This is a genomic window from Pseudomonas sp. ACM7, assembly GCF_004136015.1.
In the GTDB taxonomy this organism is placed as follows: Bacteria; Pseudomonadota; Gammaproteobacteria; order Pseudomonadales; family Pseudomonadaceae; genus Aquipseudomonas; species Aquipseudomonas frigoris.
In genome coordinates, this window is the sequence record NZ_CP024866.1 from 3262444 (window position 1) to 3288283 (window position 25840).

Consider the following 25840-nt stretch of genomic DNA (forward strand, 5'->3'; position numbering starts at 1 on the left):
GCGTCATGTAAGCATTCTCTTACATGACGTGCTGCTCTTCTCCCATAGATGAAGATTGGATCCACAGCTAATCTACTTCACATGGACGTCGCGCAGGAAGCGCAAAGCAACAACACGGACACGTAGGATTCTGCCAGGACGGCGGAGTGAAATGGATGTCAGGGAAACAGTCTGCAAAGCCCCGCTTCGGCGGGGTTTTCTTTTGCCTGCAGAAAAGTGCTCAGCTCATTTCATCCAGTGTTGCCGGGCTGCTCAAACGCCCATCCGAGCCATTTATCACTTCTTCCAGCAACGTACGCAGTAAGGCCAGCGAGGCCTGTTGCCGCTGCACATCCCGACACACTAATCCAACTTTCAGCGGCACCCTCGGCTCGCTCAATGGTTTCCACAACAGTTCCTTATGGCCGTGTGCCTGTTGCGAGCGTCCGGGCAGCACCGTCGCCAGTCGCGTGTGCGGCAGGCTGTCGAGAATCCCCGCCATGTTGTTCAGTTCTGCCTGTACCTGCGGACGTCGTCCCAGATTCGCCAGTTGCGCCTGCCAGATCTGCCGTACTTGAAACTCTTCACCCAGCAGCAACATTGGCAATTCGGCGGCCTGACTCATGGACACTTTCTTGAATTCGCGCAACGGGTGATCCGCCGGGATGACCAGGGTCAGTTCGTCTTCGTACAGCATCACGCCGTGTAACCCCGGCTGACGAGGCGGCAGATAGCTGATGCCGATGTCCAGTGAACCGTTGAGCAAGCGCCGCTCGATTTCCAGCCCCGTCAGTTCATAGATCTGCACCACCAAATGCGGCTGCGCCTTGCGCACGCGTTCGAGCATCTGCGGCACCAGGCTCGTATGGACGGTCTGCAATACACCGATGGCCAACGTGCGCAATGCTTGGCCCTTGAAGTTGCCCAAGGCTTCCCGTGCCCGCTGCAATCCATCCAGCAAGGGCAGGGCATGGTTGTACAAAGTATGAGCAGCCAGGGTTGGCAGCAGACGTTTGCTGCTGCGTTCGAACAGGCTCACATCGAGGTTTTGTTCGAGGTGGCGGATCTGCTGGGACAGCGCCGGTTGGGAGATTGAAAGCCGCTCGGCAGCCCGGCCCACATGACCTTCTTCGTAGACCGCGACGAAATAACGCAGTTGCTTGAAATCCATAAGGTGTGCTTATCGAAAATGCTGGGAAATCGAAATGGCTCAAGGCCTTGGCTGGGCCTAGTCTAACCGCATTCACAAGGCTTACAGGGCCACAGAACGCGATGAATACCGTTTGCTTCGATGGTGTTTACATAGGTAAGGCAAAAAACCTCGCACGAGGTTTGATCAGATGAACCTGTTTAATTTGCGGCGCAATCCTCCGAGTCTTGATGACCTGGCGGTGGGCACCTTCTTGCCGTCCAAAGGCGACAATTTTTCCAGCGAGTGCCTGATGCCCAGTGTCGAGCGACCGAAACAGATATTCCTGCGCGGCCAGGGCTCATGGTTGTGGGACAGCGATGACCGCGCTTATCTGGATTTCTCACAGGGTGGCGGGGCCAATAGCCTCGGACACAGCCCTTCGGTGCTGGTCAACGCCATCGCGGCGCAGGCTCAGTCGTTGATTAACCCCGGCTTCGGCCTCCATAACCGCGGCATGCTCAATCTTGCTGAGCGACTGTGTTCCAGCACCGGGAGTGATCAGGCGTACCTGCTCAACAGTGGCAGTGAAGCCTGTGAAGCGGCGATCAAACTGGCGCGCAAATGGGGTCAACGGCATCGTGGCGGGGCTTCGCGGATCATCGTTGCCTACAACGGTTGCCATGGTCGTAGTCTGGGGACGATTTCGGCGTCGGACAGTTCGAATCTGACTAACCGATTCGAGCCGCTGCTTCCGGGCTTCAGTCACGTGCCGTTCAATGACCTTCCGGCCTTGCATGCGGCCGTCGATGCCCAGACCGTGGCGATCATGCTCGAACCGATCCAGAGCGAAGCCGGGGTGATACCGGCCACCGAGCATTACCTCAAAGGGGTCGAGCGCCTGTGCCGTGAGCTGGGCATTCTGCTGATCTTCGACGAAGTGCAAACTGGCATCGGTCGTTGCGGTACTTTGCTCGCCGAACAATCCTACGGCGTGCGAGCAGATATCGTCGTTCTCGGCAAAGGACTGGGCGGTGGCGTGCCATTGGCGGCGTTGCTGGCGCGGGGCAAGGCCTGCTGTTTCGACATCGGCGAAGTGACAGGCACTCATCATGGCAATGCACTTTTGACGACGGCCAGTCTGGCGGTGCTCGACAGCGTTCAGGACAAGGGGTTTCTCGATCATGTCGGGGAAACCGGTCAGCACCTGAGCGAAGGTTTGCAGCGTTTATCCCATCGCTATGGTCACGGCGAGTTGCGCGGAAAAGGACTGTTCTGGGGTCTTACCTTGTCCGACGAATTGGCTGACGCCGTCGTTAAAGCTGCGTTGTACGAAGGCTTGCTGCTTAAAGCTCCGCAGTCCGATTGCCTGCGCTTTACCCCGGCCCTGACCGTCAGCAAAGCCAATGTCGACGAAATGCTCCTGCGCCTGGCCCGCGCCTTCTCCCGTGTGCGCACTGCGCAACTGCAGTGCCGCAAAGGGATTGCCGTCTGATCAGACCTGCCCTACACGAATTCCCGAACCGTCTCGCGGTATAACGCATCGCCCCATGCCTGATTCTTTTGGCGCGGGGCGTTTTTTTGTCTGTGGATTTCGCCGGAAAGGTTTCACTCTCGGACGTGATGGCACTGAACCCTGACGAACGGCAAAGGTCGATTAGCTGTAGGCTCGCACGAGCCAACTTTAATCAGGAGCTGACCCCATGGACTTTGTTCGCATCATCATCGCCATTCTGTTGCCACCACTGGGCGTGTTTCTGCAAGTCGGTTTCGCTGGGGCGTTCTGGCTGAATATTCTGCTGACGCTGTGCGGTTACATCCCCGGGATCGTGCATGCGGTGTACATCATCGCCAAGCGTTGAGTTTTGTGGCGTCTGGTAGATCGCTTTCGCGAGCAAGTCGAATCGTCGCACCGCCGCTCCCACATTTGATCTTTGTCGTACACAAATGCTGTGTTCAGTGAAGATCTAATGTGGGAGCGGCGGTGCGACGATTCGACTTGCTCGCGAAAGGGGCGCCGCAATTTTTTGCACTAAGCGCCGACTTCAGCCCGCCAATTCCATCACCCGCCGATAAAACAACCACTCCTGCTCCAGCGCATGGGCCTGATTGCCGGCCTTGCGAAAGCCATGGCGTTCGTCAGCGTAGTAATGCGCTTCAACCAGAATGCCGTTGTCCTGCAACGCCGTGACCATGTCGCGGGTCTGTTGCGGTACCACCACTGCGTCAAGTTCACCCTGAAAGAAAATCACCGGAACACCGATGTTGCCCGCATGCAGCAACGGCGTTCGAGCGGCGTAGCGTTCAGCATCCTGCACCGGGTCGCCGATCAGCCAATCCAGATAATCGCCTTCGAACTTGTGAGTCGTCCGGCCCAGCGCCACAGGATCACTGACGCCATACAGGCTGGCGCCGGCGCGAAAGACGTTGTGGAAGGCCAATGCGCAAAGTGTGGTGTAACCACCGGCGCTGCCACCGCGAATAAATGCCTTGTCGCCGTCGATCAATCCGCGTTCGGCAAGATGAGCGACGACTGCGCAAGCGTCTTCCACATCTACTTCACCCCAGCTCAAATGCAGCGCTTGTCGATAAGCCCGGCCATAGCCACTGCTGCCGCGGTAGTTGAGGTCGGCCACGGCAAATCCACGTTGCGCCCAGTACTGGATACGCGGATCGAGCATGGGGTAGCAGGCCGAAGTCGGACCGCCGTGGATGAACACCACCAGAGGCGGTTTCGCATCACCGGTCATCGCTGGATAGAAGAAGCCGTGTGCCTCGCCCGAACCGCTCGGGTAGCGCAGGGTTTGCGGGACGCTGATCTGCTCGGCAGGCAACGGTGCAATACCGCCAGCCAGTGTTTTGACCTGCCGGGTCTGGCGGTCGATGGCAATGACTGACGACGAACTGACTGGCGAAGCGGCGATGCAGTAAATGAACTGCTCATCCAGTGCGAGATGGCGGAAGCGGCTGTAATCGCCCGTGAAATCTTCACCGGCGTCACCACAAAGCCCCAGTTTGCCAAACCCGTCTTCGGTCCAGCTCGCCAGATAGCGGCCTTCGCTCAGCGGCAACCAGGTGCTGCCACCCAGCTGCCACGGCGCTGGCCCATGATCAGATGCGGCACTCGGCAGCGGGCTCAGACCGTCTGCCGATTCCACCCAAGGCTGCCAGTAGCCACCGCGATCTGTCAGGCAAAACAGACGGCCGCTTGTATCGAACCTCGGTTGTTGCAGCGATTCCTCAGCGTCTTCGCCCGCCACGCAATGCGGCGGAGCAAAACGGCCATCGCTCTGGCGTTCGGCAACCATCAGGCGAGTCGAGGTCCATGGCTGATCCGGGCGACTCCACTCGATCCACGCCAGTCGTTGCGCGTCGGGACTCAACGTCGGTGCGGCATAGAAGTCGGCGCCTTCGGCCAGCAGATGACGTACCCCGTCAGCCACATCGATAGCCACCAGGCGGTGTCGGTCGCGGTTCTCTTCAACCGCCAATACCTGCCCGTTAGCGAACTGCAGATCGCCGTATCGGCATTCGCCTGAGCTCAGTAACTCGGGTGTCTCGCCGGCCAGCGACTGCCGATACAGCTGTTGGTCCGCCTCGTTGACGAACACTATCCCGTCATCGGTCAGACAGAACGCGCCGCCGCCATATTCGTACACCCGACTGCGCACACTGAAGCCCGCAGGTGTCAGGCAATGCGCCTGGCCGCCTCGCCAATGCCAGATTCGGCAGGCGGCATCCTCGGGGCGGTACTCGTTCCAGAACAAGCCATGTGGGCCGACCTGCAACTCGGCGAAGTCGATGCCGGCCGCAACAGCCTTGGCAGCGCTGAAGGGTTCAGCTTTTAGCGATGAGTCGTGAGTTTCGTTCATTGCGAAAGGCCAGTTGTTCAATGGTCTGGGTCGCGTGCTCGGCTTCTTCGCGAGCCTTGAGGATCACGCCGTGATGTTCCGACTTGCTGCACACCGGGTCGGCGTTGCTCGCGTCCCCCGTGAGCATGAATGCCTGGCAGCGACAGCCGCCGAAGTCTTTTTCTTTCTCGTCGCAGGAACGGCACGGCTCGGGCATCCAGTCGTAACCGCGGAAGCGGTTGAAGCCGAACGAGTCGTACCAGATGTGTTGCATGCTGTGGTCGCGTACGTTGGGAAATTGCACCGGCATCTGTCGGGCACCGTGACAGGGCAGGGCGGTTCCGTCCGGCGTGACCGTCAGAAAGATGCTGCCCCAGCCGTTCATGCAGGCTTTCGGGCGCTCTTCGTAATAGTCAGGGGTGACGAAAATCAGCTTGCACGGATGCCCTTCGGCTTCCAGTTTGGCGCGGTATTCGTTGGTGATGCGTTCGGCGCGGACCAGTTGTTCCTTGGTCGGCAACAGACCGACCCGGTTGAGCTGCGCCCAACCGTAGAACTGGCACGTGGCGAGTTCCACAAAGTCCGCCTCAAGAGCGATGCACAGCTCGATGATCCGGTCGATCTTGTCGATGTTGTGCCGATGGGTCACGAAGTTCAGCACCATCGGATAACCGTGGGCTTTCACTGCGCGGGCCATTTCCAGCTTCTGGGCGAAGGCCTTCTTCGAGCCGGCCAGCAAGTTGTTCACTTGCTCGTCGCTGGCCTGAAAGCTGATCTGAATGTGGTCCAGGCCGGCCTTCTTGAAGTCGCTGATTTTCTGCTCGGTCAGGCCGATGCCGGAGGTGATCAGGTTGGTGTAGAAACCCAGCTTGCGCGCCTCGGCAATCAGCTCGGCGAGGTCCTGGCGCACCAGCGGTTCACCGCCGGAAAAGCCCAACTGCGCCGCACCCATTTCCCGCGCTTCGCGAAAAACCTTGATCCACTGCTCAGTGCTCAGTTCTTTGCCTTGCTCGGCGAAGTCCAGCGGATTGGAACAATACGGGCATTGCAACGGGCAGCGATAGGTCAGCTCGGCCAGCAGCCACAGCGGTAGGCCGATTTCCGGTTTGGGCGGTAACTTGTCTGACGCGCAATCAGGCAAGTTCGATCCAGTGCTGAGCACGGGCGACCTCCATGAATTGCTCGATGTCGTCACCGAGCTCGGTGACGCCGGGGAACTGCGCGTCCAGTTCGGCGATGATCGCCGCGATGTCACGCTCGCCGTCGATCAAACCGCCGATCAGCGCGGCGCTTTCGTTGAGTTTGATCATGCCTTCCGGGTAGAGCAGCACATGACCTTTCTGCGCCGGTTCGTACTGGAAGCGGTAGCCGGTACGCCAGGTCGGGGTCTTGCTGCGATCAAAACTCATAAGGTGATTCCTTTATGCCAGACCCGTTGCTCGGTCACGCTGTGATACGGCGGGCGATTCAGTTCATAGGCCATGCTCATGGCATCGAGCATGCTCCAAAGAATGTCCAGTTTGAACTGGAGAATTTCCAGCATGCGCTCTTGGCCGGCCCGCGTCGTGTAGTGCTGCAAAGTGATCGCCAAGCCGTGTTCCACGTCGCGACGTGCCTGACCCAGACGCGTGCGGAAATACTCGTAACCGGCCGGGTCGATCCACGGGTAATGCTGCGGCCAGCTGTCCAGGCGCGACTGGTGGATATGCGGCGCAAACAGTTCGGTCAGCGAGCTGCTGGCGGCTTCCTGCCAACTGGCACGGCGGGCGAAGTTGACGTAGGCATCGACGGCAAATCGCACGCCGGGCAGTACCAATTCCTGCGAGCGTAGCTGATCCGGGTCGAGGCCGACGGCCTGGCCCAGGCGCAGCCAGGCTTCGATGCCGCCGTCTTCGCCGGGGGCGCCGTCATGGTCGAGCAAACGCTGAATCCACTCACGACGAATCTCGCGGTCCGGGCAGTTGGCGAGGATCGCGGCATCCTTGAGCGGGATATTCACCTGATAATAGAAACGGTTGGCGACCCAGCCCTGGATCTGCTCGCGCGTTGCCCGGCCTTCGTACATCGCCACGTGATACGGGTGATAGATGTGGTAATAGGCGCCCTTGGCGCGCAGGGCTGCTTCGAACTCGGCGGGGGACATTGCTGTGTTCATTTCGGTTCTCCGGGCACAACCGTAGGTGTGTAGTGCTTGTGCCGGCCTCATCGCGAGCAAGCTCACTCCCACACTGGATTGGGTGACCACGCGGAACCCTGTGGGAGCGAGCTTGCTCGCGATAGACCGCGCAGCGGTCTCGGCTCTTAAAGCACAATACTCATGCCGTCGTAAGCCACTTCAACATTGCGCCGAACCAGTTCTGCACGCTCCGGCGAATCCTCATCGAGAATCGGGTTGGTATTGTTGATGTGGATAAGCACTTTGCGCTGCTTTGGCAATTGTTCCAGCACTTCCAGCATGCCGCCGGGGCCGTTCTGCGCCAGGTGGCCCATCTCCCGACCGGTGCGGGTGCCGACGCCACGGCGCTGCATTTCGTCGTCATCCCACATCGTGCCGTCCACCAGCAGGCAATCGCTGCCCGCCATGATCTCCAGCAACGGTGCGTCGACCTTGCCCAGGCCCGGTGCGTAGAACAGTTTGCCGCCGGTGTTGAGGTCTTCAACGATCAGGCCGATGTTGTCTCCCGGGTGCGGGTCGAAACGGTGCGGCGAATACGGCGGTGCGGCGCTGCGCAGCGGCAACGGGGTGAAGCGCAGACTCGGGCAGGCCGGGATGGTGAAGCTGCGGTCGAGTTCGATGCGGTTCCAGGTCAGCCCGCCGTTCCAGTGGGTCAGCATGGTGAACAGCGGGAAACCGGTGCTCAGGTCTTCGTGGACCATGTCGGTGCACCAGACCTGGTGCGGGCAACCTTCGCGCAGGTTGAGCAGGCCGGTGGTGTGGTCGATCTGGCTGTCCATCAGGATGATCGCGTTGATGCCGGTATCGCGCAGCGCGCGGCCCGGTTGCATCGGGGTGAAACTCTGGAGCTGGGCGCGGATGTCCGGCGATGCGTTGCACAACACCCAGTTCACGCCGTTATCGGAAATTGCGATGGACGACTGGGTCCGCGCCTTGGCGTTCAGGCTGCCATCGCGAAAACCGGCGCAGTTCACGCAGTTGCAGTTCCACTGGGGGAAACCACCGCCGGCGGCGGAACCTAGAATCTGGACAAACATGGCCGCTCCATCATTCGAAAACTGAAAATAAAAACGCCTCGGCGAGCCGAGGCGTTGCACTGCGCTACAAAAAGATTAGCGGCTTGCGAAGTACATGGTGACTTCAAAGCCGATACGCAGGTCGGTGTAAGCAGGTTTGGACCAGGACATAGGAGCGCTCCTTCAGGTGATGGGACAGTTGAGGTCTATACATATAGTCCACCTCCAGCCGGAGATGTTCAGATAGTTAGGTGGCTATGTTACTCAAAATTACAGGGCGATTGGCCGGGAATCTTTGAGAAAGCTAATTGCAGCACCGCTAATGATCATTTTGCCGCTTGCCAAGGCGAGCCCGGGCACGGTCCGCTGGCCAGACAGCGCCAACCGCCTTCGGCCTGATTCAGTCGTTGTGCGGCGGCCAGTAACGTTTCACGGTCGATCATCAGAATTGCCTGAGGCAGTTGAGTCAGATATTCCGACGAGTGGCCGGCCAGTTTGCCCTGCCAGAGCAGTTCGGCGGCCTGCGCATTGGGCAGTGCCGCGCTATCGAATTGATCGGCCAGTGCCTGGCGCTGGTCGATAAAGGTCTCGTCATTGATGTCTTCGATCATCCCGGCCAATCCGCTCAGGAAGTGTTCGATGTGTTCCAGCAGATCCAGAGGGGCGACGCTGGGTGATTGCACGCCGAACAGCAGCCCGGTCTGCCCATGGATCTGCCGCAGGGCGCTGAACACCGCATAGCCGAGCTGCAGTTCTACCCGCAGGCGTTGGTAAAACGGCGTCAGGCAGACGTGAGCCAGCAAGCGCCAGGCGGCTTCATCAGCGATTTTTGCAGTTGCGGTCGGACAGAAGAGTAGCAGCGCGTGTTCGCTGGATCCGGTGTCGACCGCGCTCCAGAAATGCTGCGCGTTTATCGGGGAGGGCGGCGTCAGTTGATTGTCCGCAGTGCCGGGTACACGACTCAAGGCAAGGCCCATCGCCGCTTGTGTCTGGGCGGACAGGCCGGTCGCCAAACCGTCCCAGCGTGCGCTCGACCAAAGCTGCATCAAATCGTCCGAGTCGGCGCTGCGCTCAAGGCAGTGATCAGGCAGCGCTTTAAGCAACTGTCGAATCGGCATCAATGCAACGCTCGGCGGCTCTTCTTGTGAGAAGCCGGCATCAGGTGTTGTCAGTTCTTTCAGCGCATGTTCGAGGACGGTCGGCATCGGCTCCTGTAGCCCGGTCATTTTCAGCAGCCATTCATTGCCCGATGAGCTGAAGGAAAAATCGACACCTGCCTGACGTGCGTCTTCACGCAACGGCTGAAGGCGGTTTTCCAGGTTCGTCTGAACGTTGCTGCGAGGTGCCGAGTCCAGACGCCAGCGCAGGTAAACGGCGCCTTCGGCACTGCTATCGGGCAACGCCTGACTGAACTGCATGGGCGACCGTTCACGACGACCGCGTGAGCGATCCTGGGCAAAGGTCCGCAAGCCTCGGTGTTTGCTGGTCTGGCCGCGGATCAGTCCGGCACTCGGAACCGGAGCCTCGGCGCGTAAAAACGGATTAGGTGTTGGCAGTTGCCATTGGCCGGTGAAGTTATCCACAGCGCCGATTTGTTTCAGGATTTCATTGAGGGCTGCAATGCCCGATTCGGATAACCCTATTTCACGCTGTTCGCTGTCCAGGCGGGCCAGTTGCAGGGCGCCGCTGACTTGCTGCTGACGTTGCAGCAGGGCGGCGTATTCTTCGCGCAACCCGGTCCAGGGTTGCTGTGAGGCAAAGAATCCAAGCCAATCCAGTAGCTGCTCGCGGATCCTGTTGGGCGTCGCGTTGGCGGGTAACGTGAATTCGATGTGCAACAAGGCCTGGCCGGTGAATTGATAGAGTGGCGCAGCTTTCAGGCTGTCAGCCAGTCCGCGCTCGCGCAATTGCGTCAGCAGGCCACCGGGTTTCGCGGCGTTCAGCCAATGACACAGGAACGCCAGCGCCTCGGGCGATGAATCGGGCAACGCTTCGAAGGCAAACAGCAGACCCAGTCGACGCGCTCCAGCCTGTTGATAACTTTTGTCCGAAGAATCCATCAGCGATGTAGGCGCTTGTTGCGGGACTTTTTCCCCTACGGGAATCGCAGCGCTAAAGCGCCGAGCCATCGCCCTCAACTCATCGAGACTCTGCGGCCCTGCCAGGCTCAAGGTCATTTGCCCGGTCTGATAAAAACGCTGATAGAAACCCTGCAAGGCTTGCTGAAACTCAGGTTGCGGCACCGGCAGGCTGTAGCGGTTGCCGGCATGAAACGCCCGCAGTGGATGCGCCGCTGAAAGGCCGTCGAACAGCGCGAATTGCTGCTGAGCGGTCGTATCCCGAGACCATGCAACAAATTCTGCGTGCAGCACTTCCCGTTCCCGCCGCTGATCGTCCGGATTCATACGTGGATGAGCGAGCATGTCCGACAGGCGCTGCAGTCCCCCGGTAAACGCCTGAGGCGGTAACTCGAAAAAGTAGTCCGTGGTGCGTTCGCTCGTCCGCGCATTCACCTGACCGCCATGACCCTGGACGTAGGCCATCAGCCCTTGGCTTGCGGGAAAGCGCTCCGTACCGAGAAACAGCAGGTGTTCAAGAAAGTGCGCCAGCCCGGGCCAGGCCAGCGGCACGTCATGGCTGCCCGCCGCGACGCGCAACGCAGCAGCACTGCGCTTCAAATCGGGAGCATGACGCAGCGTCACCCGCAGGCCGTTGGCCAGGGTTTCAGTGTGAGGGCGAGGGTGATTCAGCGCAGGCATGAGCACTTCCAGAACAGAGAAGTGCCAATGCTAGCGGATAACGATGGATCAGCGCTTGTTAAGCTCGCTGTAAAGCTCGGGGCGGCGATCAAGGAAGTAGCGATTGGCGGCGCGGGAATCGACCATCAACTGACGATCCAGCTCGCCGACAATCAGTGCTTCATCAAGGCCGGCTTGGGCGATGCGATTGCCATCCGGCGCGGCGATGCTGCTCTGGCCGCAATACTGGATCTCGCCTTCGTTGCCGCAATAGTTGGCGTAAGCCACATAGCACTGGTTTTCGAAGGCCCGGGCGCGGACGGTGACGTCGGCGATGAAGTCGTAAGGAATCATGTTCGCCGTCGGCACCAGAATCAGCTCGGCGCCGGCCAGGGCCAGGCGTCGGGCGTTTTCCGGGAATTCCAGGTCGTAGCAGATCAGGAAGCCGAGCTTCCAGCCATTGAGTTCAACCAGCGGAAACTCATCCGGTCCGGCGCTGAACATCGAGTGATCGAGGTCGCCGAACAGGTGAGTCTTGCGGTAGTTGCACAGGCGTTCGCCATTGGCGTCGATCAACTGCACGGCGTTGTAGATCTGCCCATCCTCGGTGCGCTCGGGGTAGCCATACAAAATGGCGATCCCGGCCGTCTTGGCGATGCGCGCGATCTGCTGCGCCGACTCACCGTTGTGCACTTCCGCCAGCACGCTGACGGCATCGAGGCCGATGTTGTAGCCGGTCAAAAACATCTCCGGCAGCACCAGCAAATCTGCGCCCTTGGCCTCCAGCGCCAATTGATGCAGACGTTGCAGGTTGCCTGCGACATCCAGGGGCAGCGGTGGACATTGGTAAAGGGCTACGCGCATTTCGGATTCCTCTTACTCGGACAGGGCGATCGGACCGATCTCGTTGAACACATCTCCTGGACCCGGGTTCTCGGCGTGAGTTTCACCGCCGAAGTGTTTCATGATGCCCCACACCGCATTGAGCGAGGTCTGTACCGCGCCTTCGACCCACGCAGGCGTCCACGAAACATCGTCGCCGGCGATGAAAATCCCGCGCTGCTCGGCCGGCATGTCGGCCTGCATGAAATGCGCGTACATGCGCTGGTTGTAGCGGTAGTGGCCGGGCAGGGCGCCTTTGAAAGCGCCGAGGAAATGCGGGTCGGCTTCCCAGGACACGGTGATCGGATCGCCGATGATCCGCGCCGCGATGTCGACTTTCGGGTAGATTTTCTTCAAGGCATCCAGCGCCAGTTTCACGCGTTTTTCCACGGGTTGCGGGAGCATTTTCAGTGCGTCGCTCATCCACGAGTACGACAGGCAAATCACGCCCGGCTTGTCGTCGCCGTTGTCGAACAGATAGGTGCCGCGGGTCAGGCGATCGGTGAGGGTCATGCTCATCAGGTCGCGACCGGTTTCCGGATCCTTGTCTTTCCAGAATGGCCGATCGACCATCACGAAAGTTTTCGACGATTGCATGTAGCGGGTGCGGTCGAGGGCCATCCACATCTTTTGCGAGAACAGGGTTTCGTCGCATTCAATCTGGGTGGTCAGCAGCCAGCTCTGGCAGGTGGTCAGCACTGCTGCGTATTCGCGGGTATCGCCCCAGTTGTCGGTGACGGCAAAGCGCCCGTCTGCCGCGTGGGCAATTTTTTTCACGCCGGTACGCGGTGCGCCGTTGTGCAGGGAGCTGAGACTGGTGCCTTCCGGCCAGTGCACGCAACGTTCCGGCACATGACGCCAGATCCCCAACGGCACTTGTTCCACGCCGCCGACCACCAAGTGCTGGTGGTCGTCGCAGTTGGTCATGACCACACGGAAGATTTCCAGCATCGAGTTCGGGAAGTCCGAGTCCCAGCCGCCGGTGCCGAAACCGACCTGACCAAACACTTCGCGGTGATGGAACGAGAGTTTGGCGAAGGCTTTGGAGGTGGCAACGAAGTCGTAGAAGGTGCGGTCGTCCCACAGCGGAACGAGGGTGTTCCACAGCTCTTTGAGACGCGGCACATCCCGGTCGCGGATCGCTTGCTGGATGTCAGAGAACTGCGAACCGGCTTCCAGCGCGTCGGCCCAGGCGTCGGCGACTTCCTGGAACAGTGCAGGAAGATCCGCCAGTTTCTGTGCGTAATGGGTCTGGCCTTCGAGGTCGATCACCGTGCTGCCCGAGGCAGGTGTCAGTGGGTTCGGGAAAGGTTTGGTTTGCAGCCCAAGCTTGTCGACGTAGTGATAAAAGGCGGTGGACGACACGGGGAAACGCATGCCGCCGAGCTCGGCGATGATGCCTTCGGCGCCATTGAACGCCTGCGAGCGCAGACGGCCGCCCATTTTCGAGGCTTCGTAGACGACGGGTTTGAGGCCCAGTTTCATTAATTCGTACGCGGCCACCAGACCCGCGATGCCGGCACCGACGATCGCTACCTCGGCGCCATGGTTGTGCGCAGGGATGCTGCCCAGGCCGGCCGGGTGCTCGATCCAGTCGTCGAAGGCGAAGGGAAAGTCCGGACCGAAAATGGTGACTGGTTTTTTACCGTCTGCAGGATGGCGATTGTTCTTGTTCATGGCTGACCTTGCTGGCGACCGGACGCGGCATGCGCGTCTGAGTATAGGAAAAGATGGCAGCCATTCTAGAGAGCGTAGAACACGTTAATAAGATGCAATGTGTCGTCGTTTTGCTAATTGTTTGATCAGAGTGACGATGGAATGCTACACACCGTCAATGTGGGAGCCGAGCTTGCTCGCGATTAGGCCCTCCCAGACACCAAGGAACTATCGGCAAAAACTCAAACCGGCTGCCCCCTATCAATCTTGCTACTCAAGATAATCGACGTAGTTGTCTTCTCCACGCCATCCACGCTGCCAATTTGGTCGAGCAACTGATCCAACTGCTCAGGTGAATCGGTGCGCAGCCACGCCACGTAATCAAATTCACCACTGACCGCGCACAACTGCTGCACTTGAGCCATCGCGCTGAGACGTCGCAACACTTCCTTGCCCGAGCGCGGTTGCACCGTGATTCCGACGTACGCCTGCAAGCCGCCATCCACGACACGCTGACCCAAACGCACGCCGTAACCGGTGATCACCTTGGCTTTTTCCAGCCGGGCCAGCCGCGAAGTCACGGTGGTGCGGGCGATGCCCAATTGTCGCGCGAGCATGGCCACGCTTTCGCGGGCATTGATCTGCAGGGCTGCAATCAATTGGCGATCGATTTCGTCCAGAACGGGCGGGCGAGTGTCAGGCAAGGGTCGTCTCCAGCGGCACAGATCAATGGGTTGGTATGTTACAGGCACATGTCGCACAGCGGATGGTTGATCTAGCCTCAGTACCGTTCATACCGTTTTCTACATCTCGGGTTTTTCTTGGGCTTGAGCAAGGCGCGATCGACAGGATGGACACCAACAGTCAGTCGTAGTCGAATGCGAAATCGAGGGATGCGAGGCCATGGCAATGACAAACAAGATGCCTCCCGCAATGCGGGACCATGCATTGCAGATTGCACATCACGAAATGGGGCACTACGTCGTAGCCCGCGCCTTGGGTTTTGCAACAGGCGGCGTGAGTCTGACAGTGACCATGGACTTGAGGCATCAAGGGGGAGCTTCCATCACCTTGGCGCGGTCCATTTCTTCGATGGACGCGATGAAGGCGTATTTGGAAGCCCGGATGGTGGTGCTCTTGGCTGGCGCTATGGGCCAGACATTAGCTTCAAAACATTCGCCAAAAAAAAACGTCGATAAGTCGAAAGCGGCAGCCATCCTGAACGGAGCGCTGGGGGCGGAACAGGATTACGCGAAAATAAGGGAGTTACGGCACTTGCTGCGCAACATCGCCTACCCCGATACGGATCACGCGTCGTCGGACGGCATAACGGCTGAGCTTAAAGCGATCACTGATCGTGTGTGGGGGCGGACTCAAAAAATCGTGGAGGAATTGGCCGATACGATTTCCGAATTAGCGGGGGCGCTGGTCGACGGCATGGTCATCGTGGAGCAGTGGGGTAGGGCGGCGGATACGTATGAGGTCGTGTTGACGGGTGAAATGCTTGAACGCCTGCGGCCCGTGCAGGCCATTCCGGCGTTAACTGTTGCTTCTGAAAGTTGAGGGCGATCTGCGTGTATGGCGAAAGCAGCAGCGCCCCCAGCATCAGGGACCCTGGTCGAGTCGCCGTGGCCCAAATCAGTGGTGTACGCGCGACTTCAGCGATCCGCACGCACGCCAAAGATTGCCGCCATTAACAGCGATGGGGATGTGATGGAGGTGGTTCGCAATCAGTGCGATTTGTTCCGGTCGCAGCAGCTCTTCATGACTAACGAATTAGCGTCGACGCATCATACGGTCACTATTACTCGTCATAATGACCAATAATTCGTCAAATTAATGCACTTTGCGTCTTATCGTCGCACTCGCTTGCTTCTAGACTCCTTTCCCCGCGAGCTCTGCCTCCTCGTTCACCAGGAGCGCGAGCTGTTGGGTGTTACTTCTTCCAAAGTGACATACGAGTTCCATAACAGTACTCATGTGTCACATGCGCTCATGTTGGTCTTTAGGAATAAAAATAATGAAAAAAACATTTCTGACCCTTTCCGCATTAGCTCTCTGCATGGCTGCCGGCTCCGCGCTGGCCAAGGAATACAAGGAATTGCGCTTTGGCGTCGATCCGTCCTACGCGCCGTTTGAGTCCAAAGCCGCCGATGGCAGCCTGGAGGGCTTCGATATTGACCTGGGCAACGCGATTTGCGCTGAGCTGAAAGTCAAGTGCAAGTGGGTCGAAAGCGATTTCGACGGCATGATTCCCGGCCTCAAGGCCAACAAGTTCGACGGCGTGATCTCTTCCATGACCGCCACACCAGCCCGCGAAAAAGTCATCGACTTCTCCAGCGAGTTGTTCTCTGGCCCAACCGGGCTGGTATTCAAAAAAGGCGCCGCCATCGACGCCGATCCGGCCACGCTAAAGGGCAAGAAAGTCGGCTACGAGCAAGGCACCATCCAGGAAGCCTACGCCAAGGCCGTGCTGGACAAGGCCGGAGTAGAGACACAGGCCTACGCCAATCAGGACCAGGTTTACGCGGACCTGATCTCCGGTCGCCTCGATGCTTCGATCCAGGACATGCTGCAAGCCGAACTGGGCTTCCTGAAGTCGCCACAAGGCGCCAACTTTGAAGTCAGCAAGCCGGTCGAGAGCGAGCTGCTTCCATCGAAAACGGCGGTGGGCATCACCAAGGGCAACACTGAACTCAAGGCCCTTCTGGACAAAGGCATCAAGGCTCTGCACGACAATGGCACCTATGCCGCCGTCCAGCAGAAGCACTTCGCTGACCTGAACCTTTACAGCGGCAAGTAACGACCCTGCGCCCACCCCCGGATGGGCGCTTTCTTGATTGCCAAAGGGCTGCTCAATGTTCGAATACCTATTGCAGATTCTGGGGCTTTCCGGCTTCAGCCTGAAGGGCTTTGGCCCGCTGTTGCTGCAAGGCTCCTGGATGACTGTCAAATTATCCTTTCTGTCGCTGCTGGTGAGCGTGGTCCTCGGCCTGATCGGCGCCAGTGCCAAGCTTTCCAAGTCAGCTATGCTGCGCGTCCCGGCGCAGGCCTACACCACGCTGATTCGTGGCGTGCCGGACCTGGTGTTGATGCTGCTGATTTTCTACAGCCTGCAAACCTGGCTGACCAACCTGACCGAAGCGCTGGGCTGGGACTATATCGAGATCAACCCGTTCAGTGCCGGGGTCATTACCCTGGGCTTCATCTACGGTGCGTATTTCACCGAGACCTTTCGCGGCGCGATCCTCGCCGTACCCCGCGGCCAGATGGAGGCGGCTACCGCCTACGGACTGACACGCGCCCAGCGCTTTCGCTTCGTGGTGTTCCCGCAAATGATGCGCTTCGCCCTGCCAGGCATCGGCAATAACTGGATGGTGATCCTCAAGGCCACCGCGTTGGTCTCGATCATCGGTCTGGCCGATCTGGTCAAGGTGGCCCAGGATGCGGGCAAAAGCTCCTATCAGTTGTTCTTCTTCCTTGTGCTGGCGGCCTTGATCTATCTGGTGATTACCACCGCTTCGAATTACGTCTTGCACCGGCTGGATGTCTTCTACGCAGCAGGTACCCGGGAGGCCGTACGATGATCGAACTACTGCAGGAATACTGGCGACCCTTTCTTTACCAGGACGGCAGTCACATCACCGGGCTGGCCATGACCCTCTGGTTGCTCAGTGCCTCGATTTTCTTCGGCTTCGTGGTGTCGGTGCCGTTGTCGATTGCCCGGGTGTCGTCCAGTGTCTGGGTGCGCTGGCCGGTGCAGTTCTACACCTACCTGTTTCGCGGTACGCCGCTGTATATCCAGTTGCTGATTTGCTACACCGGCATCTACAGCTTCGCTGCGGTACGCGCCCAGCCGGTACTTGATGCGTTCTTCCGCGACGCCTTGAATTGCACCATTCTGGCCTTTGCCCTGAACACCTGCGCCTACACTACGGAAATCTTCGCGGGGGCGATCCGCAGCATGAACCACGGCGAAGTCGAGGCGGCCAAGGCCTATGGCCTGCGTGGCTGGAAGCTCTATGCCTACATCATCATGCCATCGGCCCTGCGCCGCTCGTTGCCGTACTACAGCAACGAAGTGATCCTGATGCTGCACTCGACCACCGTGGCTTTTACCGCCACCGTGCCGGACATTCTCAAGGTCGCCAGAGACGCCAACTCGGCAACCTTCCTGACCTTCCAGTCGTTCGGTATCGCCGCAGTCATCTACCTGGCCGTCACGTTCATTCTGGTCGGCTTGTTCCGCCTGGCCGAGCGCCGCTGGCTATCTTTCCTTGCCCCGGTTCACTGATTCCGTAGAGGACGTTTGCGCACATGTACAAACTGACCGTTGAAAACCTGCATAAAAGCTACGGCAACCACGAAGTGCTCAAGGGTGTCTCGCTGAACGCTAAAACCGGCGATGTGATCAGCCTGATCGGCGCTAGTGGTTCGGGCAAGAGCACCTTCCTGCGTTGCATCAACTTCCTGGAAACGCCCAATGACGGCGCAATGACCCTGGATAACCAGCCGATTCGCATGGTCCATGACCGCCACGGCATGCGCGTGGCCGACGCCGATGAACTGCAACGCCTGCGCACGCGCCTGGCGATGGTGTTTCAGCATTTCAATCTGTGGAGCCACATGACCGTGCTCGACAACATCACCATGGCTCCGCGCCGGGTGCTGGGTGTCAGCAAGAAGGATGCCGAGGAGCGCGCCCGACGCTATCTCGACAAGGTGGGGCTGGCGTCGCGCGTCGCCGATCAATACCCGGCGTTCCTCTCCGGTGGTCAGCAGCAACGCGTCGCCATCGCCCGGGCCCTGACCATGGAACCGGAGATCATGCTGTTCGACGAGCCGACCTCGGCCCTGGACCCGGAGCTGGTGGGCGAAGTGCTCAAGGTGATTCAGGGGCTGGCCGAAGAAGGCCGCACCATGATCATGGTTACCCACGAAATGAGCTTTGCCCGCAAAGTGTCGAACCAAGTGCTGTTCCTGCACCAGGGGCGGGTGGAAGAGCAGGGTGTGCCCGAAGAAGTACTGGGCAACCCGCAAAGCGAACGTCTGCAGCAGTTTCTCAGCGGCAACCTGAAGTAAGCCGCCATAATCCCATGCACCTTTGAGAGACTAGTAGGTCGATCAAAGGAGCATGGATATTGGGCGTCCAGCAATCAGGACGGGTCCAGAAAGGTGCAGTATGTTCGCCTCGAGCGATCACGCAGGCATCAGTATTTATACTTGGCTGTCGTCCAGGCAGTCAGGCCGCTTGTCCACACCGGTGTAACCGGCATCGCCGCAGACGTACGTTTCCTCGCCATGCAAAATTCCGCCGGCTAGTTCATGTTTTTCCAGCAAGCGACGAAAATTGAGGATCGTGGTCTCGTCGGGAATCCGATCCAGATGCAGTCCCGAAAACTGGCGAAGAATCGTGGTCTCCTAAAGTGATTCTTCCATCGCCGGATCGCTGTAGCCGAACCAATTCTGCATCCGATGAACCTGCAACATCGCCAGCAACGGATAGGCAGCACGACCACCTTCGCCCTTCGGATAATGCGGCTCAATCAAGGCAACCAGTCCCTTCAAGGGCACCACCTGATCCATCTCGATCAGAAAACGCTCGCGGCGAGTCTGCTTACGTTTACCGGCATATTCGGCATCGGCGAAGGACATCTGTTTCGTCGGAGCTCAACCGTTCAGTTCGTGTGAAGCGTGTGCTTCACCAAATTAGGAAATCTTTTTCAGAGTTTCCTTAGGGATACGTTAATTCTCCGTGCAGGCCCCAACAAGCGGTCTGAAGAGCTTGGCCGTACGAAATTGGGAACACGTCTGGAGGTTAAGGCAGAGCGCGGATCCTGGATTCACGTATCGGTCGAACTGAACGGTGATGAGCTTGAGGGATGGGTTTACGCGCAATACACGCTGAAACTGTGATCTGGCGTGGCGGGAGGGTGGATACTTTTTGGACACTTTCCGTATTCATACAGAAGAAGCGGCTTCGAAAATCCAAGCCTCAAACACGAAAAAGCCGCGCATTGCGCGGCTTTCTTGTTTGGTGGGCCCACACGGACTTGAACCGTGGACCAAAGGATTATGAGTTGCCTAGAGACGCTGTAAGCCTAGTAAAACCCAGCGTAGTTTAGCGTAGGCACAGTAAGCTGAAGGTGCCGTGATAGAGCTGTTTAAGCGTAGTTTAGCGCAAGCTATAAAAGCTGGTAACTGTACCGCCAGTGTACTGTCCTCTGTGCCGCAAGACGGTCAGGTTTTGGTTTTTTATCAGGCGGCTCGGTGATGAGTTCTTTGTGTCGCGGATGAAGCGTTTACAAGGTGCGCTTGAGGAAATTGGTGCAGTTCTGTAGCACAGACCCCGTCCTGAGCATGAAACGGATCAGTCTTCGATGAAGTAGTCGGTATCCAGCTGCTTCACTTCGTAAACCTGCTTCACGTTGCAACCCAGGTTGTTCTCGACCATCAGGCGTGCCAACTCTACCCCATCGATCAGCACCACCTTTATATCCAGGCTCATCGCTGCCTCGCGGGCGCCGCTGGAGAAGTCCGAGGTGGTAATGAACACCCCCTTGCGGGCGCGCTGGCGGGTGAGGGCTCCGATGAACTTGTCGATCTCCGGGCGGTGTACGGTGTTACTCCAGCGCTTGGCTTGCAGGTATATGACGTCCAGGCCGAGCTTGTCTTCCTTGATGATGCCGTCGATGCCGTCGTCGTTAGTTTGTTGAGTCGCGCGCCCCGCTTCTTTGCGTGAGCCGCCATAGCCCATGGAAATCATCAGGTCGACCACCAGTTGCTCGAAAAATGTCGGTGAGGCAGCACGCACCTGGGCCAGCAGGTCATCCGCCAGTGATTGCGTCAGAGCCTGGTGTGCTGTGGCTAGTTGCTCGTCGGGGGTAGCTTGCTCGACCGGCTCGCTCTGCAAGGCTGGCGCTGAACTTTCGGCTGGACTGGTCGAATGAAACACCGCGAATTCCGGGTATTGCTTCAGCCAGCTCACGGTAATGCGTACTGGGCCATTGTTCAGCGCCTCTCTGCCGCGTTCGGTGATCTGCAGCATCCCCTTGGCCGGAATGCTCAGCAGCCCTGCCTTATTCAAATAGGTGCGTGCCCAACCGACTCGGTTGTTGATCACCGTCTGCTTACCGGAGGGCAGGCGCTCGCTACGCTCCTCCTCGCTGAGCTGAAACTCGTTGGCGATGCGTTCGCGTAATTCGCTCAGAGCCAGCGGAGTACCGTCGGCAACAGTGGCCAGTATCGGCCGCATGACACTTTGAAAGTCCGGGATGGGCATAATAACTTCCTGTTCAGTTGCCGGGACGTAATAACGCAGGTTGCAAATCATGGTTGTTGTGCGGTCAGGCCGATGCCTTACGACCACGTTTGGCTTGGCTACGTTGCAGCAGCACGTTGGCTGGTTCGTCGTTGGGGTCTTGCGGTACCAGTTCGCCCCGGAAGGCTTGGGCCAGGATGCTTTGGGTTAGGTGGTCGATACGGCTTTTGGCCGAGGCGACTTTGGCTTCCAGTTGGTCGGCGAACGCGAAGAGTTGTTCGACGCGGCGGACGATTTCGGTTTGCTCGTCCATTGGGGGGTACAGCAGCTCAGCTTTTCGCATCTTTTTAATGCCAAATGCCGCTTGCGAGGTTGCTTTACTTCCCTTGGCCGAAATTTCCAGCGCTAACGGGGAGCACCAAAACAAGAAGTGATAGCTTGGAACGACTTTCCCTCGAATAGGCTGCACCAAAATTACATTTGCAGAAATGGTGTATTCAACGCCAGTTGGGATTTTAGTTGCAGAGCCAATTGTGCCGATTTTTCCAAAAATGAAATCACCATCATTGATGGAGTATCTCTCTTTGTGTTCGTCTAAAACTGATCTTGAAACTTTGCGGGCATTCTCAAAGTCAATTACGCCAAGTTTTTTGACGTCACCGATCCCAATATAAGGAATTCCATTAGGATCTTCGCTTGGCGTCCTATGGCTAGGGTGTGGATCAATTACGTCTGCAATTTCATCATGAATAATGCTAATCCATGTCGCTGACACAGTAGACTGTTCCGGGACGGGTAAGCCATTCTTTGCATCTGACCCCAGCAAGCTTAAACGCCAATCCTCTGTTAATCGCCCGGAAACCGCTGCTGCGAGGACGGATTGGCGGAAGCGTTTGAGCAGGGCCGGGATGGCGTCGATGCGGGCTTTGAGGGTGTCTACCTGGGCGAGTAGTTCATCGAGCTTTTGGGCGATGCGGGTTTGTTCGGCGAGTGGCGGCAGCGGTATCTGGATTACCTTTAACGCCTGCTGGGAAATATTGCGCATCGACAACTGATTGCCCGTGGCCAGGCTTTCAATCTGTTTTCTTCCGTTTTGTGTCCGTAGGCAAGTCAGCAACCAGGTTTTGCTCTCATCGGCAAGCACTAGGCGCAGCACCTTGTCGCTGAGATAGAGGCTCTTCGATAATTGCTTGACCAAAACGCAGGAGCCGACCAGCTCAAGCGTGTTGGCTCGTGAGATCAGGAAGTCCCCGAGTTGGATCTTTTCTTCCGGCTTGAGGTGGGACGAGTCGAATAGCGTCTTGCTCTCCTGCTCGTTGAACTTGCCCCAAGTAACCGCACTGATTTTCACTAGCCCGTTTTCCTCTCCCAGCGGCGGGCGTTCATTGCACTTGACGCTCTTGCCAGTCTCAATGCGTTCGACAATATCGCCAAGCGTGCACGCAGACCAGCCAATGGGTAGCTCGCCACTCATTCCTCAGCCCCCTCAACTACTTCCAATCCCATCACCTGCGCCATCAACTGCTTCTGCGCCGCAACTTCATCTCCGGCCCCCAGCGCCTTCATCAGCTCCTCAAGCTCATGCAGCGCCTCGGTCAGTTCGGCCATGGCTTCGCCGGCCAATACTTCCGGTGCGGGCAGGTCGGCGGCATCCAGGCTGTCAGCATCCTTTAGCCAACTAATATCCAGCGAGTCGCCGCGCTCACGAATGAAATCGCGAGTAAACACGCGGAAGCGGCTCAGCTCTCCAATCCCCTCGACGTTTTCCGCACGTGTGCTATTGCCGTTGGCATCCTCACCATAGACGTCCTCAAAGGGCTTGAGGTGTTGTTTGCCAAACGGTGTGCGCTTGCCAAAGTTGGGCATATTGCTTCGCAGGTCGTAGATCCATGTGCGTTGTGTGCAGCCATGTTCCTGGTGCGGGTTATTGGCAGTGCCTTTCTGAAAGTACAGCACGTTGGTCTTCACGCCCTGGGCGTAGAAAATACCTGTTGGCAATCGCAGGATGGTATGCAGGTTGCACTTGTCCATCAGGTCGCGGCGCACATCGATGCCGACGCCAGCCTCGAACAGTACGTTATCCGGCAGTACCACAGCAGCTCGGCCGCCCGGTTTCAGACCGCGGTAAATGTGCTGAAGAAAGGCCAGTTGCTTGTTGCTGGTCTTGTAAGTGAGGTCGTCACGGGTTGGTCCGCCGCCGCCCTTGGCCGTACCAAATGGTGGGTTGGAGAGGATTACATCCACTTTCGGCAGATTGGCACCGGTTTGTCCGAGGGCGTTGCCCAGATGCACGACGCCTTCCTCGTCGCCTTCCATGCCGTGCAGCAGGGTGTTCATCAGTGCCAGACGGCGGGTGCCGGGCACGAGTTCGATGCCGATAAAGGCACGGTTGCGCTGGAAGGACTGGGCCTTGGCGTCGAGGTCGTAGTGATCGTCGGTGTGGCTCTTGATATAAGCATCGGCGGCAATCAAGAAGCCTGCGGTGCCTGCTGCGGGGTCTTGAATGGTTTCACCGGGCTGGGGCTTAATGCAGTTGATGATGCTGTCGATCAGCGGACGCGGGGTGAAGTACTGACCAGCGCCGGATTTGGTTTCGCTGGCATTCTTTTCCAGCAGACCTTCGTAAAGATCTCCAAGGCCATCACGGCGGGCGCTGAACCAATCGATACCGTCCAGGCTCTTGATCAGTTGCTCCAGATGGCGCGGTTCTTTCATGCGCGTTTGCGCGTCGGCATAAATGGCGGCGATCAGCGGGTCGCTATTTTTGCCCAAATCCAACAGCATCTGCCGATAGTAGTCGAGCAGATTGATCCCGGACTTGCCCGCCAGATCCGGCCAGTGTGCGCCCTCGGGAAGCTTGTGGGCGAAGCTGTCGTTGTTCTGTACTTGCTCGAATTCCATTTTGATGAACAGCAGCAGTACTAGTTCGGTGACGTAGTCGCTGTAGTTGATGCCATCGTCGCGCAGTACGTCGCAAAGGTTCCAGAGTTTCTGGACGATGTCGGAGTTGGTCATGGGTCGCACTCTAGGTTGATCAGGTCGTGAGCCGAATAGTGGAGGTGTTCGGCTCAGCTAATAGGTGGTGTTAAAACGCTTAGGCAACTGATGTCGTCATCCGTGGGCGGTGCGAGCAGGTTGCCGGTGCGCAAAAAAGTCAGTTGTTCCTGGTGGCTGAGACAGGCCCAGAAGCCGTCGCTGGCCAGTAGCCAACGCTGGTTTTGGGCAATAGGCCAGTGTTTAATCTCAGGATTGCTCGCGCGCCTGGCGCTGAAGCAGCGAGTCAGGCGGTGGCGTGATGTGTCTTGGGCAATCTCTGCATGTGTGAGGTTGCCTTGCCAGTTAGCGGCACAATGCACGCTACTCAACCAATTGATACTGGCGGTCTGCCCAATCAGGCCAAGGCAACAGTCGCCTTCGTGAATACTGAATGCAGCATCGGTAAGTAGGCATAGCACCAAGTAACTGCATGCAGCGCGAGGGTAGTCATCACGCAGCACCTGCTGGCTGCTGGCGATTATATGCAATAACGCCTCGGCTGTTTGCTCTGCGCTCATCTCTTCTGTTTGCACGCGGGTGAAATCCGATACCAGCCTTGCCAGCAAGGCATTGGCCAGTTCACCACTTAGAGGGTGACTGCTGCTGCCGTCGGCGACCAAGTAAAGGCTGGCATTTGCTAACTCGACATGGGCGAAGGCATCCCGGTTGTCGGTTGTGAAGGTGCCGGCCTGGGAGTGCCATTGCAGGGATGCTCGCATTTAGTCGGCTACCTGGGCGATATGGCGCAAACGCTGCCAGATGATCTGCTCACGTTCGTCATCGCCACGTGCAGCGTCTTGTACCAGGTAGGCGAAATCGTTATTTCTCAGTAGCGCTGCCAGTTTTTGGGCCAGGTAAGCCCGCAGGTCTGGCGCGGCGGCGTCCACTTCTTGCAGCAGTTCTTCTCTGCCGTTCACCAGATTGAGAATGTCCTCAAGGTCTTGGCTGCCTAGAGGGTTCTGCTCCCCGCGCCCTGCATAGGCTTCTAATTTGCTGCCTAGAAAATAGGGGGGAGTGAACAGGCGAATGCGGCAGCCGCTCGGTAATTCGTGCCATTGTGCGCTGGCCAGGCCGTCGGTGAACCAGCGGTTATTACAGCCCAACAGATCGGCGGTTTGTGCATCCTCGGGCATGAAGTCGACTTTCAGCTCGCCCAGGCGCATACGGCAGATAACCTCATCCTCCGGCGACTGCGTGAAGCCTTTTTGCTTAAGCTGTTCAACTAGCCTTTGCCAGCCAGCATAACCCGTCAAATGTACAACCAAGTCGACATCATCTGTGTAGCGTACTTCTTCACGGCTGAATTCGTCGGTCAAAAGTAAGGCTGTGGTACAGCCGCCTACGAAGGCGACCTGCTGGCAGAGCTCTTGGCCGAGCGCCTGGGCAACCACTTCCAGCATCTGAATGTTTTGTGTACGACTCATGATTGCAGAACCTTCTCACGCAAAATCTTGTTGGCTAGATTTGCTTCCCTGGCGTTTCCCAGTCGAATTGCATCTATAAGTGCCAAGTATTCATACAGACAATGGTCTTTCTTGACCGCGCCCGGTACTGTTTTGAATAGAGGGGTTACGGATTGGCCCTTGCGATTGCCGTAGGCGTCTGGCCATACATGGATAAGGTCGCCACCACTCATTAATTTATCCTGCAGCATTGGTGCGGAAAAGCTTGTAGGGATACCCCGAACCATTTCTGCAGGTTTGGCTGGAAACACGTAGCGCAGGCCATGTTCGATAAAACCCAGTAATGCTTTGCTATTGACTCGAGGTAGCTGCGTGTCGGGGTCTACACGTAATAGTCCGATGTATTGGCAGCGTTTCAGTGCGGAGGCAATTTCAGTCTTGCTAATTCCAAGTGAGGCTTGCAAAGCACGAACGGAATAGCTGTCGTTGTAGACCGGAGGGTCCTGCTCTGAGTGATCCTCCCAGCCACGCCATTGATCTGATAGATAGGAATCACCCTGCTTGATCAGCTCTGTCATTTCGCCTGCGAGCCTTTGCTGCTCGCGCTCGCGCTGCTCAAGGCAGATCAATTTGATTAGCAGCAGAACATCTTGACTCTTCATCGCAGCCTCAGTTAATGACTGTCCTTTGTCCTAGGACTGAGGACAGTCTAA

The 25840-nt window shown here is 58.0% G+C and carries 25 protein-coding genes and 1 pseudogene; 8 read left to right on the forward strand and 18 right to left on the reverse strand.

What is annotated here, in order from left to right; all coding sequences use genetic code 11:
* Positions 1–220: 220 nt before the first annotated feature.
* Positions 221–1150 (reverse strand): LysR family transcriptional regulator, encoded by a 930-nt coding sequence (locus CUN63_RS15315; RefSeq protein WP_129440617.1) that lies wholly within the window; start codon positions 1148–1150, stop codon positions 221–223.
* A gap of 169 nt (positions 1151–1319) precedes the next feature.
* Between CUN63_RS15315 and CUN63_RS15320 the strand changes: the two genes are divergently transcribed.
* Positions 1320–2603 (forward strand): aspartate aminotransferase family protein, encoded by a 1284-nt coding sequence (locus CUN63_RS15320; protein WP_129440619.1) that lies wholly within the window; start codon positions 1320–1322, stop codon positions 2601–2603.
* 208 nt (positions 2604–2811) lie between these two features.
* Positions 2812–2970 carry a YqaE/Pmp3 family membrane protein gene (locus CUN63_RS15325; protein WP_129440621.1) on the forward strand — a complete coding sequence of 53 codons (159 nt, stop codon included), beginning with the start codon at positions 2812–2814 and terminating at the stop codon, positions 2968–2970.
* 183 nt (positions 2971–3153) lie between these two features.
* Here CUN63_RS15325 and CUN63_RS15330 read toward each other — a convergent pair whose 3' ends face one another.
* The 10 genes from CUN63_RS15330 to CUN63_RS15375 all read right to left on the reverse strand — a co-directional run bounded on the left by CUN63_RS15330 (position 3154) and on the right by CUN63_RS15375 (position 14131).
* Entirely contained in the window at positions 3154–4980 is a 1827-nt protein-coding gene (locus CUN63_RS15330; RefSeq protein ID WP_129440623.1) for a S9 family peptidase, read from the reverse strand.
* The gene (pqqE, locus tag CUN63_RS15335; protein ID WP_165353321.1) at positions 4946–6100 is read right to left on the reverse strand and encodes a pyrroloquinoline quinone biosynthesis protein PqqE; all 1155 of its coding nucleotides are present in this window, start codon (positions 6098–6100) and stop codon (positions 4946–4948) included. The genes CUN63_RS15330 and pqqE overlap by 35 nt, the downstream gene beginning before the upstream one ends.
* Positions 6093–6368 carry a pyrroloquinoline quinone biosynthesis peptide chaperone PqqD gene (gene pqqD, locus CUN63_RS15340; RefSeq protein ID WP_129440626.1) on the reverse strand — a complete coding sequence of 92 codons (276 nt, stop codon included), beginning with the start codon at positions 6366–6368 and terminating at the stop codon, positions 6093–6095. The genes pqqE and pqqD overlap by 8 nt, the downstream gene beginning before the upstream one ends.
* Positions 6365–7114, reverse strand: a complete 750-nt coding sequence (gene pqqC / locus CUN63_RS15345) for a pyrroloquinoline-quinone synthase PqqC (RefSeq protein WP_129440628.1) — start codon at positions 7112–7114, stop codon at positions 6365–6367. The genes pqqD and pqqC overlap by 4 nt, the downstream gene beginning before the upstream one ends.
* Positions 7115–7260: 146 nt before the next feature.
* Positions 7261–8172, reverse strand: a complete 912-nt coding sequence (gene pqqB, locus CUN63_RS15350; RefSeq protein WP_129440630.1) for a pyrroloquinoline quinone biosynthesis protein PqqB — start codon at positions 8170–8172, stop codon at positions 7261–7263.
* Between the two features lie 75 nt (positions 8173–8247).
* Complete coding sequence (pqqA, locus tag CUN63_RS15355; protein WP_009045898.1) at positions 8248–8322, reverse strand: pyrroloquinoline quinone precursor peptide PqqA; 75 nt, start codon at positions 8320–8322, stop codon at positions 8248–8250.
* A 155-nt stretch (positions 8323–8477) separates the two neighbouring features.
* Positions 8478–10910, reverse strand: a complete 2433-nt coding sequence (gene pqqF / locus CUN63_RS15360) for a pyrroloquinoline quinone biosynthesis protein PqqF (protein ID WP_129440632.1) — start codon at positions 10908–10910, stop codon at positions 8478–8480.
* A gap of 48 nt (positions 10911–10958) precedes the next feature.
* Entirely contained in the window at positions 10959–11753 is a 795-nt protein-coding gene (locus CUN63_RS15365; RefSeq protein WP_056741292.1) for a carbon-nitrogen hydrolase family protein, read from the reverse strand.
* A 12-nt stretch (positions 11754–11765) separates the two neighbouring features.
* Entirely contained in the window at positions 11766–13448 is a 1683-nt protein-coding gene (locus CUN63_RS15370) for an NAD(P)/FAD-dependent oxidoreductase (protein ID WP_129440634.1), read from the reverse strand.
* Between the two features lie 221 nt (positions 13449–13669).
* On the reverse strand, positions 13670–14131 hold the full coding sequence (locus CUN63_RS15375) for an Lrp/AsnC family transcriptional regulator (RefSeq protein WP_007980298.1): 462 nt from the start codon (positions 14129–14131) through the stop codon (positions 13670–13672).
* 205 nt (positions 14132–14336) lie between these two features.
* Between CUN63_RS15375 and CUN63_RS15380 the strand changes: the two genes are divergently transcribed.
* From CUN63_RS15380 to CUN63_RS15400, 5 genes are all read left to right on the forward strand, one after another.
* Entirely contained in the window at positions 14337–14990 is a 654-nt protein-coding gene (locus CUN63_RS15380; RefSeq protein ID WP_129445105.1) for a peptidase M41, read from the forward strand.
* A gap of 457 nt (positions 14991–15447) precedes the next feature.
* Positions 15448–16230 carry a transporter substrate-binding domain-containing protein gene (locus CUN63_RS15385; protein WP_129440636.1) on the forward strand — a complete coding sequence of 261 codons (783 nt, stop codon included), beginning with the start codon at positions 15448–15450 and terminating at the stop codon, positions 16228–16230.
* Between the two features lie 55 nt (positions 16231–16285).
* On the forward strand, positions 16286–17014 hold the full coding sequence (locus tag CUN63_RS15390) for an ABC transporter permease (protein WP_129440638.1): 729 nt from the start codon (positions 16286–16288) through the stop codon (positions 17012–17014).
* The gene (locus CUN63_RS15395; RefSeq protein ID WP_129440640.1) at positions 17011–17721 is read left to right on the forward strand and encodes an ABC transporter permease; all 711 of its coding nucleotides are present in this window, start codon (positions 17011–17013) and stop codon (positions 17719–17721) included. Before CUN63_RS15390 ends, CUN63_RS15395 begins: the two co-directional genes overlap by 4 nt.
* Positions 17722–17744: 23 nt before the next feature.
* Positions 17745–18509: an ABC transporter ATP-binding protein gene (locus tag CUN63_RS15400; RefSeq protein ID WP_129440642.1), complete on the forward strand. Its 765-nt coding sequence runs from the start codon at positions 17745–17747 to the stop codon at positions 18507–18509.
* Between the two features lie 186 nt (positions 18510–18695).
* Here CUN63_RS15400 and CUN63_RS15405 read toward each other — a convergent pair.
* Positions 18696–19082: pseudogene (locus CUN63_RS15405) on the reverse strand (transposase); the annotation flags it as partial.
* Between the two features lie 39 nt (positions 19083–19121).
* Between CUN63_RS15405 and CUN63_RS32745 the strand changes: the two are divergent.
* Complete coding sequence (locus CUN63_RS32745) at positions 19122–19343, forward strand: SH3 domain-containing protein (RefSeq protein WP_129440644.1); 222 nt, start codon at positions 19122–19124, stop codon at positions 19341–19343.
* Between the two features lie 454 nt (positions 19344–19797).
* On the opposite strand, the gene CUN63_RS15415 is transcribed toward CUN63_RS32745, so the two are convergent.
* The 6 genes from CUN63_RS15415 to CUN63_RS15440 form a co-directional block, all read right to left on the reverse strand.
* On the reverse strand, positions 19798–20709 hold the full coding sequence (locus tag CUN63_RS15415; protein WP_129440646.1) for a restriction endonuclease: 912 nt from the start codon (positions 20707–20709) through the stop codon (positions 19798–19800).
* A gap of 64 nt (positions 20710–20773) precedes the next feature.
* Complete coding sequence (locus CUN63_RS15420; RefSeq protein ID WP_129440648.1) at positions 20774–22162, reverse strand: restriction endonuclease subunit S; 1389 nt, start codon at positions 22160–22162, stop codon at positions 20774–20776.
* The gene (locus CUN63_RS15425) at positions 22159–23703 is read right to left on the reverse strand and encodes a class I SAM-dependent DNA methyltransferase (protein ID WP_129440649.1); all 1545 of its coding nucleotides are present in this window, start codon (positions 23701–23703) and stop codon (positions 22159–22161) included. Before CUN63_RS15425 ends, CUN63_RS15420 begins: the two co-directional genes overlap by 4 nt.
* Before the next feature lie 53 nt (positions 23704–23756).
* Complete coding sequence (locus tag CUN63_RS15430; RefSeq protein ID WP_129440651.1) at positions 23757–24443, reverse strand: PP2C family serine/threonine-protein phosphatase; 687 nt, start codon at positions 24441–24443, stop codon at positions 23757–23759.
* On the reverse strand, positions 24444–25148 hold the full coding sequence (locus CUN63_RS15435; RefSeq protein ID WP_129440653.1) for a hypothetical protein: 705 nt from the start codon (positions 25146–25148) through the stop codon (positions 24444–24446).
* Positions 25145–25789, reverse strand: coding sequence for a hypothetical protein (locus CUN63_RS15440; RefSeq protein ID WP_129440655.1), 645 nt, complete (start codon positions 25787–25789; stop codon positions 25145–25147). Before CUN63_RS15440 ends, CUN63_RS15435 begins: the two co-directional genes overlap by 4 nt.
* Between the last annotated feature and the right edge of the window lie 51 nt (positions 25790–25840).